Origin of the sequence: Halobacillus sp. KGW1 (assembly GCF_001592845.1) — a bacterium.
In the GTDB taxonomy this organism is placed as follows: Bacteria; Bacillota; Bacilli; order Bacillales; family Halobacillaceae; genus Halobacillus.
Genome location: NZ_LSOC01000005.1, coordinates 1 through 17,302 on the forward strand (window position 1 = coordinate 1; position 17,302 = coordinate 17,302).

Consider the following 17,302-nt stretch of genomic DNA (forward strand, 5'->3'; position numbering starts at 1 on the left):
GTGCTTGTTTGAATTCTCTCTATATAATAGAAAGAATGTTTGACGTACTGGTTGGTTCGTTCAGTTTTCAAAGATCGATTATACATTCAATGGTGGGCCTGAGTGGACTTGAACCACCGACCTCACGCTTATCAGGCGTGCGCTCTAACCAGCTGAGCTACAGGCCCCAATGGTAGTAAAATTAATGGAGCGGGTGAAGGGAATCGAACCCTCATCATCAGCTTGGAAGGCTGAGGTTTTACCACTAAACTACACCCGCATATTACATTTTCAAACTTTCGATGGTCGGGAAGACAGGATTCGAACCTGCGACCCCTTGGTCCCAAACCAAGTGCTCTACCAAGCTGAGCTACTTCCCGTTAAAATGGCGCGCCCGAGAGGAGTCGAACCCCTAACCTTCTGATCCGTAGTCAGACGCTCTATCCAATTGAGCTACGGGCGCATGTATTAAAATGAAGCGACAAGGAACATTGTATCACAACTTGTTTTCGAACGCAAGAACTTTTTTTGAAAAAGTTAGTGCGGCCGAGAGGACTTGAACCTCCACGGGATTAACTCCCACTAGGCCCTCAACCTAGCGCGTCTGCCGATTCCGCCACGACCGCAAGTTGTTATTCACAATTCAATGCTGATCATGTAAATGGAAAGTGCGGGTGGAGGGACTTGAACCCCCACGCCGTGAAGCACTAGATCCTAAATCTAGCGTGTCTGCCAATTCCACCACACCCGCATAAAATGGTGAGCCATGAAGGGCTCGAACCTTCGACCCTCTGATTAAAAGTCAGATGCTCTACCAACTGAGCTAATGGCTCGCGTAAAAGGAATCTATTACACTTTGAAAATTATTTTTGCGCTTTCTGTTTTTCAAGCACAAGAACAATCATATAACTTATTCGTTTGTTTGTCAACCCTTTTTTCAAAGAAAAATGGCTGGGCCAGCTGGATTCGAACCAGCGCATGACGGTACCAAAAACCGTTGCCTTACCGCTTGGCTATGGCCCAACGACAATGGCGGTCCGGACGGGACTCGAACCCGCGACCTCCTGCGTGACAGGCAGGCATTCTAACCAACTGAACTACCGGACCTATGTAAAGATTGAAAGTGACCCGTACGGGATTCGAACCCGTGTTACCGCCGTGAAAGGGCGGTGTCTTAACCGCTTGACCAACGGGCCATTAAGATGAATGGCGGAGAAGGAGGGATTTGAACCCTCGCGCCGCTTACGCGACCTACACCCTTAGCAGGGGCGCCTCTTCAGCCACTTGAGTACTTCTCCGTAATGGCTCCAACGGTAGGATTCGAACCTACGACCGATCGGTTAACAGCCGATTGCTCTACCACTGAGCTACGTTGGAATAGTTATTATGTTTCGTTGTCGTCGTTTATCGGCGACGTTATATATATTATAACAATTCCCTTTGCTTGTCAAACCTTTTTCAAAGAAAAAATTGTTGTTTTTCAATGAATGTTGGTTCGTTTTTCTAGGGCTTATTTAATTTAACATGGACATGTTCTGTTCGTCAATGTATTTTTTACTTCTTTTTTAATTTCCCTTTACATTTGCCGCAACGGTACTTTCGGACGTCCATCCGTCTTTGGCGGTAGTATGATTGTCCGCATTGTGTGCAAACATATTGATGAGAGGTTTTTCGCTGGGAAGGCAGCGGTGCGCAGTGTCTTGGTGAGCCTGTTTCCTTCAGCAGTGCTTTAAAGGCTGGATCGCGGTGGGTGTATCCTTTTCCTTCTATATGAAGGTGATAATGACAAAGCTCATGTTTGATGATGCCTTCTAATTCTTTCCCATCCAGTTCCTTTACATACTTCGGATTGATTTCGATAGTTCTTCGGGATGGAATGTACCGCCCCCCTGTAGTACGGAGTCTTGAATTAAAGTAAACCTTGTCTGGATAGGGTTTGTGGAAATACGTCTCGGAAAGCTGCTTCGTCCATTGCTGCAATTCTTGATCGGTCATCATCAGCGGTCACACCTCCTCTGTCTTCTGCATACTTTATCATATCCATGAAAAAATCGAAACGGAAAGGAGCGACTTCCATGCCGTCCTGGTTGAAGAAACAAATGGCAGATGCTTTCTATAATAAGGATAAATATCAAATTAAAGTGCTGAATCAATGTTGGTACTACTACCAGCATCTATATAAATAAAAACAACTACCCGGCGAGCGCTCCCTCCCAGGTAGTTGTTCGTTTTCTTATTTTTGGACCATCGTCAAAGCGATTCTCTGCTTCTTCGCATCCACTTGTTCCACCCACACCGTCACGACATCCCCGACAGACACGACGTTCATCGGATGCTTGACGTAGGAGTTGGATAACTTGGAGATATGGACAAGCCCGTCCTGTTTCACTCCGATGTCTACGAAGGCACCGAAATCGACCACGTTACGGACGGTCCCTTCCAGTTCCATTCCCTGCTGCAAATCTTCCATAGAAAGAACATTCTTCTTAAGGATCGGTTTCTGTAAATCATCTCGCGGATCTCGCCCCGGTTGGACGAGAGACTTCAAAATGTCTTCCAATGTAAGTTTACCGATGCCGGATTCTAGAGAGAGCTCTCCTGTATCCAAACCTTTGACTGCTTCGGACAACTGCTCCGTCCCAATATCCTCTGTTCTGTATCCGATTCCGGCAATCAGCTGCCTTGTGGCCTTATAGCTCTCCGGGTGAATAGACGTTCTATCGAGAGGATCCTCTCCGTCCAGTATGCGGAGGAAGCCGATACTCTGCTCGAACGTCTTCGCTCCCAGCCTCGGAATATCCTTAAGCTCGGAACGCTTCGTGAACTTCCCAAGCTCCTCCCGCTTCTTCACGATGTTATTCGCTACGGTCTTACTCAGTCCGGATACATACTGCAGAAGGGAACCGGAGGCGGTGTTTACGTTTACCCCTACTTGGTTCACCGCCGTCTCTACGACGAAACCAAGGGAATCATTCAATTTCTTCTGACTCACATCATGCTGGTATTGACCGACACCTATCGACTTAGGATCGATTTTGACAAGCTCCGCCAACGGATCTTGGACGCGTCGTGCGATCGATACAGCACTTCTCTCTTCGACTTGAAAATCAGGAAACTCTTCCCTTGCCAGTTTAGAAGCGGAATAAACACTTGCGCCCGCTTCGTTGACGATCATATAAGCAGCATCAAGGTCATGCTTCTGGATCAGATCTGCTATGAACTGCTCCGTCTCCCTGGAAGCCGTCCCGTTTCCTATTGCCATCAACTCGACCCCGTATTGCTTAAGGAACTGAAGAACCTTCTTCTCTGCTCCTGCTGTATCGTTCCTCGGTGCCGTCGGATAGATCACCCCGATATCGAGCACTTTCCCCGTTTCATCCACAACAGCAAGCTTACACCCGGTCCGGAAGGCCGGATCGATGCCCAGCACTACTTTCCCTTTTAACGGAGGTTGCAGCAGGAGGCTGCGCAGGTTGCTTGAGAACACTTCAATGGCCTGCTCCTCCGCCTGTTCCGACAGGGCATTACGGATTTCCCGCTCCACGGAAGGCTGGATCAGGCGTTTGTAACTGTCCTGAATGGCCGCAGCCAACAGCTCCCGCATCTTCCCTACCGTATTCCGGTGTATGACATTCCTCTCCAAGTACTGAAGGATCGCTTCTTCAGGAGGATGGATCGATACTTTCAATACCTCTTCTTTCTCGCCGCGGTTAAGCGCAAGAATTCGGTGGGAGACAATAGACCGTACAGGTTCCTGGTATTCATAGTACATCTCGAAGATACCCTTCTCGTCTTCTTCTGTCTTCTTGCCGGATGATTCGATCGTTCCCTTATCACGTGTCTGCTTGCGGACGCGCTCCCGGTAACCCGGATCTTCAGAAATCCATTCCGCGAGAATATCGTTCACTCCGGCTTCCACATCCTCCAGAGTAACAAGTTCCTTCTCCTCTGAAAGGAAGGCTTCCCCTTCCTTCTCAAAGTCCATGCGCTGCTTCTGCTCCCAAACCATCAAGGCGAGCGGTTCCAGCCCTTTCTCTTTAGCGACCGTGGCTCTCGTTCTTCTTTTCTGTTTATACGGCCTGTACAGATCTTCCACCCTCTGAAGCTGGGACGCCGACTCAATGTCCCGCTTCAATTCATCGGTTAACTTTCCCTGCTCTTCAATCAATCGGATGACTTCTTCTTTTCGCTGCATCAAATTCGTTACATAATTCCACTGATCCTCAACAGCTTTGATCTGTACTTCATCCAACCCGCCTGTCATTTCTTTTCGGTAACGGGCGATGAACGGAACCGTGTTTCCTTCATCTAATAATGCGATTACCTGCTTAATCGTTTTCTCATTCATTTTGGTTTGTTCGGCAACCAGTTTCGTTACTTCCGGCTGCACCATTACATCACTCAAAAAAAGACCTCCTTCAATGGCGTCTTCTTCATTGTATCAAATTACGCCGCTCCACACGCCACCGCCGCCGGAAAATATAGACAGGTACACAAAAACCCCTAGTCCCGCCACCATGGGATTCCAGGGGTTTAATCATATTCCATGACAATCAGTGTCGTATCGTCTTCCCGAAACTGTCCATACAGCTCTTGATAACGATGGGTAATCTGTTCCACACTTCTTGTTCTTGTCAATTCACTCGACAGCCGACGATCGTTGACGCCGTCTGAAAACATCAGGAAGAACATACCTTTCTCTGCTTTCCCGCGGGCTACCCGCAGTGTTCGGGGATATCCTGCCAAATAGCCGGCAAGCGGAATATTCCTGCTTCTCTTTCCATCCGCATCAATCGTAATGACACCGATGTTGCCGATCGAAGAATAAGAGTAGGTTCCTGTATGAAAGTCGATCCGGAGAATTCCAAGAACGACTCCGCGTTTGCCGACGAGTGCTTGATTACACTTTTTCACAAGCGCTTCAATTCCTAGATCAGGATTCCATTGAATAACCTTCATAACAGCATCCGCTGATTCCTTTGCCAACTCGCCGCTTCCTAATCCATCTGCGAGGGCGCAAAGGAAACCATCTTCCGTCTCTATATAGAAATAACTGTCTCCGCAGTGGTAATTGCCTTTTTTCGCTTTTTGAAAAACAGATAAATTCACGCGCTTACTCTCCTTTTCCACTAGAATACCTCTATGGATTCAGATTGCAAGGCTTCCCTCAACTTACGGAGTGCTCTTCTTTGCAGTCGGGAAACATGCATTTGTGATATTCCCAGTCGCTCTCCGGTGTCTTTCTGGCTCATGTTCTCAAAATACGTACACTGCAGTATTTCCTGCTCTCGTTCGCTCAGGATCGGGAGTATCTTCTCAAGCAGCATCTTTTGGTCGATGTTCGAATATCCATCATCCTGATTCCCGATTAAATCGAGAATGGTAACGGTACTCCCGTCGGAATCGGCTTCGATCTTCCTGTCGACGGACAAGGCTTTGTAGCTTTTGCCCATTTCCATCGTTTCCAGAACATCTTCCTCCGAAACTTCCAGATAATCAGCGATTTCCAACACAGAAGGAGAACGCTGCAGCATATTCGTCAATTCTTCGGCCGCTTTCTTAATCTTCGGGCCGAGTTCCTTAATCCGCCTCGGTACATGGACACTCCATGTCTTATCGCGGATAAACCGTTTGATTTCACCGATGATGGTCGGAATCGCAAAGGATTCAAAAGACTTTCCGAATTCCGGGTCGTACCTGCGGATGGCAGCTAGCAGACCCAGCATGCCCACCTGCACCAAATCTTCGTGGATCGTACTGTTCTTGGAATACTTCCGAGCGATGGATTCGACCAGGTCTTTATAAACAAGAACGATCTTCTCCTGTATTACCTCATCACGCGGGTGTTCTTGTAAATGTGCTATCCATTCATATACTTCTTCATTGTGGTGTTGTGATTTGGTCGCCATCTTGACCCACCCCAGTTTCATGGAGGTATTTCGTCATTAAGACGATGACTCCATATTTACTGTTGATTTCAACTTTGTCCATCAATGCATCGATGAGGAACAGGCCGAAACCACCTTCGCGGAGCTCTTCAATATCATCATCCTGCTTGTACGGGCCGATGTCTTCTTTCACCTCGCCCAAATCAAAGCTTCCACCGTGATCTGCCACCATGACTTCCAAGCGGTCCTGATATACTCCAAAGCCGATCGTAATTTCGCCTTCGCCCGTTTCTTTATACGCATGCTTGACGGCATTCGTAATGGCTTCTGATATCGCCACCTTCAAATCCTCGATATCTTCGTAGGAAAAACCCATACGGTTGGCGATCCCTGACGTACTCAGACGAACAACCCCGATGTATTCTGCTTTGGCTGGTACTTTCACTTCGACAAAATCAAATGGTTCCATTATTACATTCCACCTTGCACTGTAGAATCAATCGTCATGATTTCGGTTAAGCCGGTGATTTTAAACAGACGATATACCCGGTCCTGCATATGGATAAGTCTCATTTCCGTTCCATGTTCCTTCGTGGACTTCAGAGCACTGATGAACACACCGAGACCTGTAGAATCCATATAGCTGACACTTCCAAAATCCACTTCGAGTACCTGACCTTGTTCTTTCGTCAAAGGAAGCAGCGTCTCCTTCAATTTAGGAGCGGTGAATGCATCTACCTCTCCGGATAAAACAACGGTCGTAACACTTTCTTTATTCGTAACATCTATAGTTAAGTTCATACCATTTACCCTCCTAAGATCCTAAAAAAGTCAATCACATCGATAGTACCCGTCCCAACAGGCCGTTAAACATTACGGCGCAGGATAATCAACGTGAAATCATCGCGAAGCTGGAAGTCCTGCAAACGCTCGAAATGCTTGTACACATGGTCTACAATCCCTTGAGCAGGCAGGTGTGCGTACTGTTTGATGACGTGGAGAACTTCTTCCTGTTCGATGAACCGCTCCCCCTGACGGCATTCGGTCACACCATCTGTCAGAAGAATGATCATGTCTCCCTTTTCCACTTTCTTTTCATATTGCGTGTAAGTGACATCCGGCGAAACGCCGAGCACCAGGCCGGGAACGTCAATTTCCTCAAATTCGTCCCTGTCACTATGGTAATAGAAACCCGGTTCGTGACCGGCCGAGGAATAAGAGAAAGTGTGATCGTTGGTATCGTATAATCCGTAGAACATCGTAATGAACATGCTCGCATCGACGTTGCGTTCCACGACGCGGTTCAGGCTCCCAAGAATGACGCTCGGGTCCGTCCGCATTTCAGGAAAGCTGTCCATCGAATATTTGATCATCGACATACACAAGGCCGCCGGAACCCCTTTACCGATGACATCAGCAATAGCAATTCCGAGACTCCCTTTTTCGTCATCCACGAAGTGATGATAATCTCCGTTCATCTGCTTGGCCGGAACGCTCAGGGCTCCGACCTCTACTTCAGCAAGCTCCGGCTTAACTGTCGAAAGCAGCGTCTTCTGCATATTGGCAGCTACCGATATCTCTGATTTCAGCTCCAGCTGCTTTTCCCTGAGAGACTGATACTCCTGATAGGCAAGACCGTAGGAGATCATCGTTTCCAAAAGGAAGTTCATCGAAGATTGAATATACTCGGGCATATCCGGGTATATTTCTTGTAACGACTGAATGTGGACATTGATGATTTCTTCCGGTGAAATATTCTGCTGCATCGAATGCTTACTGAACTGCTCTGCCTGATACAGAGCCTGCTCATCTTTCGTCTTAATATACTCCTGCAAAAGTTCCTTATAATTCTCCAAATCGAGCTTCAATGTACTCATCAGTTATACCTCCTCTAACGGAGCCATTTAACAACTCTTATTTCCGTACCTTCCCCTTCTTCCGAAACGATATCGAAATCGTCCATCAATCGTTTCACTCCGGGCAATCCGGCACCAAGCCCTCCGGAAGTCGTAAAGCCGTCTTCCATCACCTGGCTGATATCTTTAATTCCGGGACCGCTGTCCATCGCAACAATCCTGATTCCTTTTTTGTTCATATCTTCCATCACTTCAAAACATACTTTCCCCGTTCCAGCATATAAGTATATGTTCCTTGCCAGTTCAGATATGGCAGTGGCAATCCGCGCTTGATCAACGGTGCCGAAACCGATTTTCCTGGAAATGTCCCGGCCCAGTTGTCGTGCCCCGACGATGTCCCACTCCTTTTTTATATTGACACAGGATTGGAAGTCCATACTCACTCCTCCAATTCCTGGCGAAGTTTAATCAGACCTTGTTCTAAGTCTAATGCTGTAGGAACGTCTTGGAGATGGATACCCAAGTCTATCAGAGTCATGGCAACAGCCGGTTGGATACCTGTCAGTACGACCTTGGCACCCATCAAGTCGGACATGGTCACCACATCGCCGAGTACTTTGGCAATAAAGGAATCAATGATGTCCACAGACGTCAAATCGATGACGACCCCTGTCGCACCACTTTCATGGATCTTACTGAGCAAGTCTTCTTGAAACTGGATAGCTGTCTGATCATCCAAATCGATCTGGATAGAGATCAACAGATAATTATGAAGCTTCAGAATCGGTATTCTCACTGTTCTCACTCCTTATCTAGCGAATCAATCAATTTCTCAATATCCTCGTAGGTGTTTTGTGTATCTTCGATCCGGCGATTCGTTAATTCGAGCGCTGTTTGAAAACCTTTTCTCAAGGAGCTCTTCGTAGGGAACTTCCCTAAATCGATACCAAGATTGACGATGGTCTGGGCAATTTCCGGACGTATCCCTACCAATATGCAGCGGGAACCGATAAGACGGACCGCTTCTGCCGCCTGGATGATGTGGTGGGCAACCATTGTATCGACGACCGGAACTCCGGTAATGTCGATCAGCACGACTTCCGCATTGTGCTTGATGACCCCGTCCAGCAGGTTCTCCATAATGAGCTTGGCACGTTCTGTGTCGATCGTTCCGATAAGCGGCATGATCGTAATGTTTTCCATGACAGGAATGAGCGGAGCTGAAAGTTCCTGAAGAGCGACACGTTGAAGGGAAACGATGTGTTCCCAGCTCCCGGAATACTCATTAACAAGGCGGTTGATGATCGGATCCACCCAACCGTCCACTTCCTTCAGTACCCTGGAGAAATAATCCGAGTCTATTTGATCCGACTGGTTCAGGATGAAGCCGGTCACCACGCGGCGGAATACCTGCATCCCATCTGTCAGATAGCTCAGCGGCCAGCCTAAGTTAATCAGCCGCTCCGAGAAATCGTCCAAATCGGAGGACAACCCCTGTTTTTCAATGCTGGAGAAAATGACATTGACGAATTCCCTGTTTGTACTTTCGAACATTTCGTCGGAAATCGTCGACGTATAGTCGTTCTGCTTATGTGCATTCACTTCTTCCAACCACATTTTTACTATGTCATCACTATACTCGATTACTACGTTCTTCAATCGTTCGTCCATTTTTTCAAACCTCCGCCTGTATTACCCTTCTATAATTCCGTTCTAATAATATTTGAATATAATATTAACAAAAATAAGCGAATTATCATACCTTCACGCATTAAAAAATCACGCCATCATCATTACCCTTATAAATCTTATTATAAACTATAAACGTAAAAAAAAATAAAGTTACCTTTATCCAGGCAACTTTATTATGGAATAGCTTAGACGGATCAGAAATCGATCAAACCGAGACTGATCTGCAAGGATTTGTTCACTTGCTGCATCATCGGTTCATCCAGTTGAGTAATCTTGTCGGTCAAACGCTGTTTATCAATCGTTCTGATTTGTTCCAATAGGATCACAGAGTTTCGTTCGAACCCGTATTTTTCTGCGTTAATTTCTACGTGTGTAGGGAGTTTGGCTTTTTGTATTTGCGCAGTAATCGCGGCGACGATTACCGTAGGGCTAAAACGATTACCAATATCATTTTGGAGGATGAGTACAGGACGAACCCCGCCTTGTTCGGATCCCACGACCGGGGACAAATCAGCGAAATAAACGTCTCCTCGTTTGACTATCACCGGCTTCACACCCCGCTCACTAATTGCTCCAGGGTGTGGTCTGCCTCCTCTTCAGCTTGGAACGCTTCTGAAGCGATGTTGAGATTGATTTTCGCCATTTCCATGTAGCCTCTACGCATGGATTCTCTTATATGACGCTGTTTCTTTTCACGCAAATACATTTTCGTTGCTTGACACATGAAATCGCTCCGATCACTGTTTTCGAGTTGAATGAAGCCATCCACTTCATTGAGTAGGTTATCCGGAATCCGGATGACAATCTCCTGCATGCTATCGGACAAAACCATACACCTCCACCATCTTCTCTCAAAAGAAACCAGTCAATTAGTCCACTCTAATCTTATCAAACGGGAGTGTCCATTGCAAAGGAGTGTTGGAATTTTTTCGTGAATCATGGAACCTGTTATCCTTACATAGGGAGAATTGTCCAATCCGCGTCAGAGAGCGTTTTTGACATCTACGATCCTGCCATCTTTCACGTACACACGCGGTACCCGGCTGCCGATCATACAAGGCACCTCGTAATTGATGGTATCCAACCTGGCGGCTATGTCATCTGCGGAGATCTCCTGATCCTCCTGTTTACCAATTAAGGTAACCTTTGTCCCTATAGGATATTCCTGATCCAGCCGAATCATGAGTTGATCCATGCAAATTCTTCCGACAATCGGATGGCGCTTTCCGTCAACCAGCACGTCCATCCCCTGCAATTTCCTCGTCCAGCCGTCCGCGTAACCGATCGGTACGGTGCCGATCCACTCGGTTTCCTGCGCCTTATACGTGGCACCATAACTGACTGCTTCACCGGCTTCCAATTGTTTCACGTGAATCAATTGACTATGCAGCGACATCGCGGGCTGCAAATCAATCGGACGTTCCCGCTTCACATCCTGCGACGGATATAAACCGTACATGCTGATACCAAAACGGACAAAATGGGCCGTTTTTTCCGGAAAGCGCATGCTCGCTGCGCTGTTACTCGTATGAATTTCGACATTTTCCTGCCATTTTCCTTCAAAATGAGCGAACAATTCATCAAAGCGGCGCTGCTGCTCCTCCAAGTATGTCGTATCTGCTTCATCAGCTGTCGCAAAATGGGTGAAAAGCGCTTCTAATTGGAAGTTCGGCTGCTCATCGATATAAGGAAGGATTTCATCCAGCTCGGCTTCGGATCGTACTCCGATGCGCCCCATCCCTGTGTCCAACTTCAAATGTATACGGAGCGGCCGTTCCAATGCCTGCTCTCCAGCCTGAGCCAGCCACTCCCGCTGAAATACGGTGACGGCGATATCATGGACGGCTGCCAGTGCCGCATCTTCCGGACGAATCCAGCCCATGACGAGCAGCGGGGCTGTCACACCCGCTTCTCTTAGTTTCAACGCTTCATCCAGGATCGCGACGGCAAGTCCTTCCGCTCCTGCTTCCAAGGCAGCCTCTGCCACCTGGATATCTCCGTGTCCGTAGGCGTCCGCCTTGACAACCGCATAGATTTTCTTTGAAGAGCCGAGACGCTCCTTCAATTGATGGATATTCTGTGCAATATGGTTCAGATTCACTTCTACGTAAGTATCTCGATAGTAACTCATTGGCAAAACGTCCGCTCCTCTGCAACTAATGTATCTTCCTATTATTGAATGATTGCCGGGGACTGTCAAATCGCATAAGGGGGAATCTTTGGAGGTACGGAAAATAAAAATAAAGCAGACCGTTAAGCCTGCTCCAACCAGCGACTATTTCACCATGTCTCCATTATAGATGGAGCTTGCTACCGAAATCATTTCATCCTTCGTCAATTCATCGCTGGCAAGCTGATACGTGGTTCCGTCCTGCGTCCATTCCAGACGGTTATTCTCCATCGCACCGATCACGCCGCCTTCAAGCTGAACCGGGTCACCGTTCACCTGTACGGAGAATAATGCGCTTGCGGCTTCCACCTCTGCTTTCTCCTGGACAAGCGTGAAATTCTTCTCGCCGGCATAGCTCATAATGATCCGCTTGCCGTCATCTGTTTTGACTTCCTGCTCTTCTGCAAGTTCTGCACCGAATGTCTCTTCCGGATACAGCACTTCTTCAAGCTCTTGTCCTTCCATGTTCGCAACAGGTGCTTCCGTCGGTGCCATCGCCATATTCTTATCTACATCAAAGTCCTCTTTCTTCAAGGAATCATCTTTGGCGAAATTGGCGAATTGGACTTCCACCAGTGCGTTCATATCCTGATCAAATACTTGAACCATGACGGGCTGGTAAGACTTTTTGTCGAAGAAGATCTTCTGATAAGGGAGAGTCTTATTGTTTTGGTAGTTGGTCTTCGTCTTGAATTCATAATATTTATCCGACGTCGTGAATTCGGCATCATCATCTGCCTTGATGTCATTCAACAAAGACGCATATAAATAAGGCTGGCTCGTGTTCTGCGGCCATTCACTCTGGAACTTGAAGCTCTTGTTCAAGGCAGGTGTCAACACATAAACGCCGCTGTCATTCTTCAGGATGATCTGGCTTCCCTTCTCATCCTTGTCGCTGTTCAATTTCACCCGATAGAAATCATCTTTCTTATGCCACACTTGAATATGGTATTTCTGCTCTGCCTTGCCGGTTTTCATCTTCATGTTTGCTTCGGTCTTATAGCCTGCCATTTCCTCCGACTGCTTCTCCAGCTTCTTGACAACATCCTCTTTAGACTGGGTGCCGCAAGCTGCCAGTGTACCTAAGACGAACAAACTGAATAGTAGAATCAGAAAACGTCTTTGCATAAGACACAACTCCTTTGTCTCTACTTAAGGACAAAGGGAACGAAATCATGAGAATGTACGAAACGTTCGGGACAATCCTTCAATGACATCCGTCGCAAGCAAATCGACATTCGATCGATCTGATTCCACAAGAAGGTCTGCTGTCCGGCCGTGAACAAAACAGCCGTCACAGACGGCATCCAGCACATCCGCCCCCTGCATGATCATAGCAAGCAGGATTCCGGACAAGACATCACCACTGCCGCCTTTAGCAAGACCCACATTACCGGAAGTATCGACACGCTGCCGCCCGTCCGGTGACGTAATGATAGTAGAAGGGCCTTTCAGAACAAGATAGACGCCGTATTTTTCTGCGAATGCACGTGTAAGAGAAAAGGGAGATTGCAGCACTTCTTTTACAGACAGACCAAGTAAATGCGCAAATTCTCCTGGATGTGGAGTCAGTATCGTCGGGTACTGCCGGCTTCCTACCGCTTCAAGAAAAGCTTTGGCATGGTACAAACCGTCCGCATCCAGAAGCAGAGGAGCTTCCGCATGCCGGATGATTTCACCTACAAGAGATTCTTTGGAATCCTCCCTGCCAAGCCCCATGCCGACAGCAATGCCATCATATCCTTCCAGATTATCTTGGACTTGTCCACGGAACAAGTCTACGAATGTCGCCTCTTGGACGAAAGAGGCAATGGCTGGAACGGCTTCTTTTTCGGTACCGACAGCTACCAACCCCGCTCCGCTGCGCAGAGCAGCTCTTGCCGACATGGCTATTGAACCCGGCATGAGCGCAGATCCTCCGATGACCAACCCTTTTCCATGTGTTCCCTTATGTGCATGAGCATCCCGTTTCGGCAGCGTCTCTTGAACTTCCTGCTCCCTCCACCATCTACGCCGGACATCCGGAAGCAGCGGTTTTGGAAGACCGATTTCGACGACAGACCATTCGCCATAGAACGGCTGGGTCTGCTGCAGGAACGCACTAAGCTTCGGCGCTTCGATGATGGACGTATAGTGAGCCCGGTACCCGTCGAATTCCTCGTCCGTTTCACCTGCGGGGACTCCAGTAGGAATATCCACTGCCAATCGCAGGACGTCTGCTTCGTTACAGAGGTGGATGATCGAGGCGATCGGCTCTTTCAACCGCCCTTTGACCCCTATACCGAGAATCGCATCCATGCAGATATCCGATTCCTCCAGCAGAGCTGCAATCGCAGCCGTTTCCGGACAGACCGTACACCTGTATCCGGACGCCTCGAACAACCGTTTATGTTCCAAAGCGTCGCCACGGATCTTATCATCCGGCACCACCTGCACGACCTCCGTCTGACAGCCCAGGTTCATCAACGTCCGGGCAATGACGAAACCGTCTCCCCCGTTGTTTCCACCTCCGATTAAGACGACAACCTTCTGTTGAGGTTCGATCCGTTTCAGAAAGTCATAAGCGACGGCACGTCCTGCATTCTCCATCAACAGTCTGCCGTCTATTCCCGCTTCCATCGCCAACCGATCCCGTTCGTACATTTCATGTGCGGTCACAATATCCAATTCGTTCCCTCCTACCCGCATTACAATGTTATGAGACAACCTATGTAATTATGTCTTATGCCTATACCTCACGTGTTCCTTTCCAAAACCACCTGAGCAATGGCGTGCTGACTGCTGTGGCTGATCGACACCCAGATTTTCAAGTGCTCCATTCCCCGAACCGATGCTTGAGGAGCCCCCGTCTCAGCCGAAGAAATTTCTATATCTTGAAAGCCTGTTTTTCCGATTCCCGTTCCCAGTGCCTTCGCACAGGCCTCCTTGGCAGCAAAGCGGCCGGCAAGAAATTCGACGCGTCTTCCTTCATTCAGCATTTCGTATCGCTGATATTCGTTTTCCGTCAATATTCTTTGAACAAAACGGGGATTTCGCTTTATACTTTGATTAATACGATCCAACTCAATGATGTCTATTCCAATTCCTTCTATCATGCCTGCATCTTCCTTTATCTTCATTCTAAACACAGTATACCCGATGATGAGGGAGATAAAAAAAGAATACGAAGTACCCTATATGACTACATTGACAATAAGAAGGTCTTTAAAAGGAGACGAATCGAATGTTTGTACGTACAGAAAGCTTTAAGGAATTTCTGAAATTCTACCCTGTCATATCATTTCTAGTCGGACTCCATCTCGTCCTATGGTTACTGATGGACTTCCTGCAGCTGGGATTCGCTCAAGAGTGGAAAGCCTGGGGGATGGGAGTGAACGTCTTCGTTCTTAACGGAGAATACTGGCGGCTGGTGACACCGATCTTTCTTCACGCCGGCTTCGCTCACGCATTGTTCAATTCCTTTTCTCTCGTCCTCTTCGGCCCTGCGCTGGAGCAGATGCTCGGGAAGGTGAAATTTATCGCTCTCTACCTTTTCGCGGGTATCGCCGGGAATGTCGGAACGTTCATCGTTGATCCTTCCGCCTACTACGCCCACCTTGGTGCGTCAGGAGCGATTTTCGGGATATTCGGGGTCTATATCTTCATGGTCTGGAACCGAAAACACTTGATCGATCAAGCCAACTCTCAAATTATCGGTGTCATTGTGGCATTAGGTTTGTTTATGACCTTCGTCCGACCGAACATTAACATTCTCGGCCACCTCTTCGGATTGATCGGCGGATTCGCCATCGCTCCTGTCGTTCTCCGGAATGCCCGCCCCTTCTCCATCTGGCAGGTAAGGCGCAGCACGAACCGGAACGACGGCGACATTCATTTCGATCCGGACCGCTGGCGCAAAAAGAAATTCAGCAGCAGGCAGACAGGGAAATATATCGTGGGGGGAATCATCCTGTTCCTCGTCCTCATAGCCCTGCTGAACAGATAAAAAAAACGATCAGCACCTCTCTCAAGAGGGCTGATCGTTTTTTTATCAGCTGCGGCCTTTACTTTGGAAGCTGCGCTGTTTTCCGCCTTTACCGTTGAAGTTACGGTTGCGGGATTTATTCTTACTGTTGAAGTTACGGTTACCGCCACCACGGTAGCCGCCCTTCTTCTTGCTCTTATCACGCTGGGCGTTCTTCACGCTGATCGGTTGAACATGAGATAGACGAACCGGAACTTCACTGCGTTCTTTCGTCATCATCTTCAGTGCTGCAGCGATCAGGTCTGTGGAATCATGCTGTTGAAGCAGCTCATCCGCCGCCTGCTTGTAATTCTTCAGATCATTCTTCTCGATCATTTCCAGAAGCTTCTCGACCGCAACTTTCTGCTGCCCACGCGCTGCTTCTTCAGAAGAAGGAACTTTCAAACGTTCTACTTTCTTCTTCGTGATCTTTTCGATCAAGTGCAGCTGGTCTTTCTCTCTCGGTGTGACGAAAGAAATAGATTTACCTTTACGACCAGCACGTCCTGTACGGCCGATACGGTGAACATAGCTTTCCGGATCTTGCGGAATATCGAAGTTGTACACGTGAGTTACATCGGAAATATCCAGACCACGTGCTGCTACGTCTGTCGCCACAAGGATTTCAATACGTCCGCGCTTGAATTTGTTCAATGTGGACATACGCTTTCCTTGAGTCAAATCTCCGTGGATTCCTTCTGCACTGAAGCCGCGTGCCTGAAGACCGTCAGCAACTTCGTCAACACGGCGTTTCGTACGGCCGAAGACGATTGCCAAAGAAGGATCATGGATATCAAGAAGACGAGTCAAAGTATCGAACTTATGCTTCTCCGGAATTTCTACGAAGAACTGCTCGATGTTTTCCACAGTCATTTCTTTTGCTTTAACTTTTACTTCTTCCGGGCTGTTCATCAGCGTTGTCGCGATATCACGAATCTCTTTCGGCATAGTTGCGGAGAACAGAAGCGTTTGGCGTTCTTCCGGAAGGGCCTTAAGAATGTCACGGATATCATCGATGAAGCCCATGTTCAGCATTTCGTCCGCTTCATCAAGAACCGCTGTGTGAACACTTTCCAATTTAATCGTTTTACGACGGATGTGGTCAAGTAGACGACCAGGTGTCGCAACGACGATGTGGTTGTTCTTCAGGGCGCGGATTTGGCGTTCCATGTTGGACCCACCGTAAATCGGAAGGACACGGACACCTTTTCCTTTACCTAGTCGGTTCAATTCCTCTGCTACCTGAATAGCCAGTTCCCTTGTCGGGGCGATGACAAGACCTTGAACGGCTTTCACCTGTTTGTTGATTTTCTCCAGCATCGGAATACCGAATGCCGCCGTCTTCCCCGTACCTGTCTGCGCTTGGCCAATAACGTCTTTCCCTTCAAGTCCTAGAGGGATGGTCTGTTCTTGGATTGGTGTGGTTTCTTCAAATCCCATCACATCTAATGATTTTAGAATGGGGTTTGATAATCCTAGTGATTGAAATGTTGTCACAGTAATTTCATACTCCTTTGTTTTTAAATCTTCTACCTATATACATGTAAAAAAAGCCTTCTGCCACAGGAAACGGGAGAGGCTTCTCTGGTATCTGCCTGATAGATTCATTCATCATAACATATATAACATCATTAATTCTACACATTTCCGCTGTGCTTTTCAAACCCAATAATGATAAAATTAGTAAAAATCGATGTGTTATGAAGGAGGATTC

Annotated in this window: 19 protein-coding genes and 12 tRNA genes; 2 read left to right on the plus strand and 29 right to left on the minus strand. The window is 47.7% G+C overall.

All coding sequences use genetic code 11. From position 1 onward, the window contains the following. Positions 1–90: 90 nt before the first annotated feature. The 13 genes from AXG56_RS17400 to AXG56_RS17460 all read right to left on the minus strand — a co-directional run bounded on the left by AXG56_RS17400 (position 91) and on the right by AXG56_RS17460 (position 1,977). A tRNA-Ile gene (locus AXG56_RS17400) sits at positions 91–167 on the minus strand. 18 nt (positions 168–185) lie between these two features. Beyond that, positions 186–259, minus strand: a tRNA-Gly gene (locus AXG56_RS17405). Positions 260–282: 23 nt separating this feature from the next. Next, a tRNA-Pro gene (locus AXG56_RS17410) sits at positions 283–359 on the minus strand. Positions 360–365: 6 nt separating this feature from the next. After that, a tRNA-Arg gene (locus AXG56_RS17415) sits at positions 366–442 on the minus strand. Between the two features lie 78 nt (positions 443–520). Further along, positions 521–605 (minus strand) — tRNA-Leu (locus AXG56_RS17420). A 43-nt stretch (positions 606–648) separates the two neighbouring features. After that, a tRNA-Leu gene (locus AXG56_RS17425) sits at positions 649–730 on the minus strand. A gap of 6 nt (positions 731–736) precedes the next feature. Then, a tRNA-Lys gene (locus tag AXG56_RS17430) sits at positions 737–812 on the minus strand. A gap of 115 nt (positions 813–927) precedes the next feature. After that, positions 928–1,002: transfer RNA gene (locus AXG56_RS17435), tRNA-Gln, on the minus strand. A 7-nt stretch (positions 1,003–1,009) separates the two neighbouring features. Then, positions 1,010–1,086, minus strand: a tRNA-Asp gene (locus AXG56_RS17440). 17 nt (positions 1,087–1,103) lie between these two features. Further along, positions 1,104–1,175 (minus strand) — tRNA-Glu (locus tag AXG56_RS17445). Between the two features lie 11 nt (positions 1,176–1,186). Beyond that, a tRNA-Ser gene (locus tag AXG56_RS17450) sits at positions 1,187–1,277 on the minus strand. A gap of 4 nt (positions 1,278–1,281) precedes the next feature. Next, positions 1,282–1,356, minus strand: a tRNA-Asn gene (locus AXG56_RS17455). Positions 1,357–1,533: 177 nt separating this feature from the next. After that, entirely contained in the window at positions 1,534–1,977 is a 444-nt protein-coding gene (locus AXG56_RS17460) for a SprT family protein (RefSeq protein WP_082794509.1), read from the minus strand. Positions 1,978–2,054: 77 nt separating this feature from the next. Between AXG56_RS17460 and cmpA the strand changes: the two genes are divergently transcribed. Continuing rightward, a complete protein-coding gene (gene cmpA, locus AXG56_RS19235) occupies positions 2,055–2,165 on the plus strand; it encodes a cortex morphogenetic protein CmpA (RefSeq protein ID WP_008640235.1) in 111 nt (36 codons plus the stop codon). A gap of 47 nt (positions 2,166–2,212) precedes the next feature. Here the strand turns inward: cmpA and AXG56_RS17465 are convergent, their stop codons facing one another. From AXG56_RS17465 to acpS, 15 genes are all read right to left on the minus strand, one after another. Then, on the minus strand, positions 2,213–4,372 hold the full coding sequence (locus AXG56_RS17465; RefSeq protein WP_035387936.1) for a Tex family protein: 2,160 nt from the start codon (positions 4,370–4,372) through the stop codon (positions 2,213–2,215). 140 nt (positions 4,373–4,512) lie between these two features. Beyond that, positions 4,513–5,088 carry a SpoIIE family protein phosphatase gene (locus AXG56_RS17470; RefSeq protein ID WP_026576973.1) on the minus strand — a complete coding sequence of 192 codons (576 nt, stop codon included), beginning with the start codon at positions 5,086–5,088 and terminating at the stop codon, positions 4,513–4,515. Between the two features lie 20 nt (positions 5,089–5,108). Then, entirely contained in the window at positions 5,109–5,888 is a 780-nt protein-coding gene (gene sigB / locus AXG56_RS17475; protein ID WP_026576974.1) for an RNA polymerase sigma factor SigB, read from the minus strand. Then, entirely contained in the window at positions 5,860–6,336 is a 477-nt protein-coding gene (gene rsbW, locus AXG56_RS17480; RefSeq protein ID WP_008632948.1) for an anti-sigma B factor RsbW, read from the minus strand. The genes sigB and rsbW overlap by 29 nt, the downstream gene beginning before the upstream one ends. Positions 6,337–6,338: 2 nt before the next feature. Further along, positions 6,339–6,668, minus strand: coding sequence for an STAS domain-containing protein (locus AXG56_RS17485; RefSeq protein ID WP_008632949.1), 330 nt, complete (start codon positions 6,666–6,668; stop codon positions 6,339–6,341). A gap of 65 nt (positions 6,669–6,733) precedes the next feature. Then, on the minus strand, positions 6,734–7,744 hold the full coding sequence (locus tag AXG56_RS17490; RefSeq protein WP_026576975.1) for a PP2C family protein-serine/threonine phosphatase: 1,011 nt from the start codon (positions 7,742–7,744) through the stop codon (positions 6,734–6,736). Between the two features lie 14 nt (positions 7,745–7,758). After that, entirely contained in the window at positions 7,759–8,160 is a 402-nt protein-coding gene (locus AXG56_RS17495; RefSeq protein ID WP_008632951.1) for an anti-sigma regulatory factor, read from the minus strand. A gap of 2 nt (positions 8,161–8,162) precedes the next feature. Next, positions 8,163–8,519, minus strand: coding sequence for an STAS domain-containing protein (locus AXG56_RS17500; RefSeq protein ID WP_008632953.1), 357 nt, complete (start codon positions 8,517–8,519; stop codon positions 8,163–8,165). Positions 8,520–8,524: 5 nt separating this feature from the next. Continuing rightward, entirely contained in the window at positions 8,525–9,394 is an 870-nt protein-coding gene (locus AXG56_RS17505) for an RsbT co-antagonist protein RsbRA (RefSeq protein WP_008632960.1), read from the minus strand. Positions 9,395–9,609: 215 nt separating this feature from the next. After that, positions 9,610–9,960, minus strand: a complete 351-nt coding sequence (locus AXG56_RS17510; RefSeq protein WP_008632962.1) for a type II toxin-antitoxin system PemK/MazF family toxin — start codon at positions 9,958–9,960, stop codon at positions 9,610–9,612. Between the two features lie 5 nt (positions 9,961–9,965). Then, a complete protein-coding gene (locus tag AXG56_RS17515) occupies positions 9,966–10,247 on the minus strand; it encodes a CopG family ribbon-helix-helix protein (RefSeq protein WP_026576976.1) in 282 nt (93 codons plus the stop codon). 150 nt (positions 10,248–10,397) lie between these two features. Then, positions 10,398–11,546: an alanine racemase gene (gene alr / locus AXG56_RS17520; RefSeq protein WP_062515714.1), complete on the minus strand. Its 1,149-nt coding sequence runs from the start codon at positions 11,544–11,546 to the stop codon at positions 10,398–10,400. A 144-nt stretch (positions 11,547–11,690) separates the two neighbouring features. Then, positions 11,691–12,713, minus strand: coding sequence for an outer membrane lipoprotein carrier protein LolA (locus tag AXG56_RS17525; protein ID WP_062515715.1), 1,023 nt, complete (start codon positions 12,711–12,713; stop codon positions 11,691–11,693). 45 nt (positions 12,714–12,758) lie between these two features. Then, positions 12,759–14,243, minus strand: a complete 1,485-nt coding sequence (locus AXG56_RS17530; RefSeq protein ID WP_369815277.1) for an NAD(P)H-hydrate dehydratase — start codon at positions 14,241–14,243, stop codon at positions 12,759–12,761. 77 nt (positions 14,244–14,320) lie between these two features. Further along, entirely contained in the window at positions 14,321–14,680 is a 360-nt protein-coding gene (gene acpS / locus AXG56_RS17535; protein WP_026576978.1) for a holo-ACP synthase, read from the minus strand. A 128-nt stretch (positions 14,681–14,808) separates the two neighbouring features. Here acpS and AXG56_RS17540 point away from each other — a divergent pair, with 128 nt between their 5' ends. Then, positions 14,809–15,570, plus strand: coding sequence for a rhomboid family intramembrane serine protease (locus AXG56_RS17540; RefSeq protein WP_062515717.1), 762 nt, complete (start codon positions 14,809–14,811; stop codon positions 15,568–15,570). 45 nt (positions 15,571–15,615) lie between these two features. Here AXG56_RS17540 and AXG56_RS17545 read toward each other — a convergent pair whose 3' ends face one another. Beyond that, entirely contained in the window at positions 15,616–17,085 is a 1,470-nt protein-coding gene (locus tag AXG56_RS17545) for a DEAD/DEAH box helicase (protein WP_026576979.1), read from the minus strand. Between the last annotated feature and the right edge of the window lie 217 nt (positions 17,086–17,302).